This window comes from Streptomyces sp. H27-D2 (assembly GCF_035828615.1).
In the GTDB taxonomy this organism is placed as follows: Bacteria; Actinomycetota; Actinomycetes; order Streptomycetales; family Streptomycetaceae; genus Streptomyces.
Window position 1 is genome coordinate 1 of record NZ_JAYMZR010000205.1, and the last position, 1,675, is coordinate 1,675.

At 69.1% G+C, this 1,675-nt stretch carries 1 protein-coding gene; it reads right to left on the minus strand.

The features are described 5' to 3' along the window. Positions 1 to 173: 173 nt before the first annotated feature. The gene (locus QMK28_RS33890) at positions 174 to 1,553 is read right to left on the minus strand and encodes an IS1380 family transposase (protein ID WP_326443535.1); all 1,380 of its coding nucleotides are present in this window, start codon (positions 1,551 to 1,553) and stop codon (positions 174 to 176) included. Positions 1,554 to 1,675 lie beyond the last annotated feature (122 nt).

A 1,675-nucleotide genomic window follows, 5' to 3' on the forward strand; every position in this document is an offset into this window, starting at 1 on the left:
TAGCCTCGATCGTTCATGAGTCCTCGTCGGTGTGCTGACGGGGACTCTGTGTTTGCGAGGTGCGGTTCTTTCCGGGCTGGGGCAGGTTGACGGCCCGGTTGTCGCGTCGGGTGGGCGCCGGGTTCCACTTTCCCGGTGGTGGTGCGGATTGTTGGGGCGGTCGGTGTGGCTGGTCAGCCGGGGCTCGGCAAGGCATTGAGCCGGTCGATTGCCCGGGTGATCTCGTCGGTCCAGGGCCACCGCGTAGTGAAGCGGAGCCAGCGGCGGCGGCCGGTGTTCACGAGGTGGGCGGCGGCGGAGAACAGCCGCAGGCGGAACTTCTTGGGTTCCCAGCGGCGGGTCTTGCCGGTCAGGGCGAGCATCGGCATCCAGGCGAGGAGGTCGAGAGCGAGGGAGACGATCTCCAGCCAGATCCGGTTCTGGGCTGTGTCGTGCAGGGGCAGGTTGCGCAGGCCGGTGTCGCGGGCGTTTCGGATGCGGTCCTCGCAGCGGGCTCGCCGTCGGTGGCGCAGTTCGAGGTCGGCGAGCTGGCCGCGTTGGGTGTTGGTCGCGAAGCAGGTCAGCCGCAGCCCGTCGAGGTCGGTGAAGCGCAACTGGGCGCCGGGGTGCGGGCGTTCCTTGCGGACGATCAGCCGCATGCCCTTGGGCCAGGTGCTCAGGTCGGGCATGTCGGTGATCTCCGCGACCCAGGCACCGGGCCGCTCGGTGCCGCCAGCGTCGTAGGCCGGCGTCCACGCCTTCTTCGGGATCTTCAAGATGGCCTGGTGGATGGCATCGGTGATGGTCATTCCGACGGAATACGACAGCCACCGGCCCGGCTTGGAGACCCAGTCGAGGAAGGCGTGGGTGCCGCCGGCGGAGTCGGTGCGGATCAGTGTCCGGCGTCCCCGCCGCAGGTGTTTGGGCAGTTGGGCCAGGGCGAGTTGGGTGGTTTCGATGTGGTCGGTGGCGGTGTTGGAGCCTGCGTTGCCGGGCCGCAGCAGGGCGGCCACCGGTTCTCCGGACCCGGCCGGGCCGTGGTCGACGAACGCGACGAGCGGGTGATGGCCGAAGGTCTTCTTCCAGGTCGCGGTGGCGTCCTGCTTCTCGGAGTGCGCGAGGACCAGCACGCCGTCGATGTCCACGATCACGCTGCCGTCGGCGGCCGGACTGTCTTCACCGGCCAACTCCCAGACCCGCGTGCGTACTTCGGCTCGCGCCGTGCGGATCGCGGTGAGAGCCTTCGGTCCGGCTGCGGCGAGGGCGTCGACGAGACGGGAGACCGTCGGGTCGGACGCCACCGGGCCGAACACGTCGGGCTCGGCCCGCAGCATGGCGACATCGGCCAGGCAGTCCCCGCCCAGAGCCGTCGCGAGCGCGATATCCAGCAGGACCTTGCCCGGGTCGTGCACCGTCCGCGGCTTGCGCCACGGCGCCATTGCCGCCGATATCGCACCGTCCAGGCCGGACTTGCGGACCGTCTCGACCAGCAGCACCGCCCCGGCCTGCGAGACCACCCCGCTGCCGCCGCCCTCGACGCGGACACGCGGGTACAACCCGATACGCTTGCTCACCTGGAGAGTGCTTCTTTCTGTGCAGCCAACAGGACCCTAGACAAGTCCCATCGTTGCAGGTCAGAGGCACTCTCCGCTTATTTGATCAAGGCATGGACGAGCACGCTCATGAAAGCGCGAGG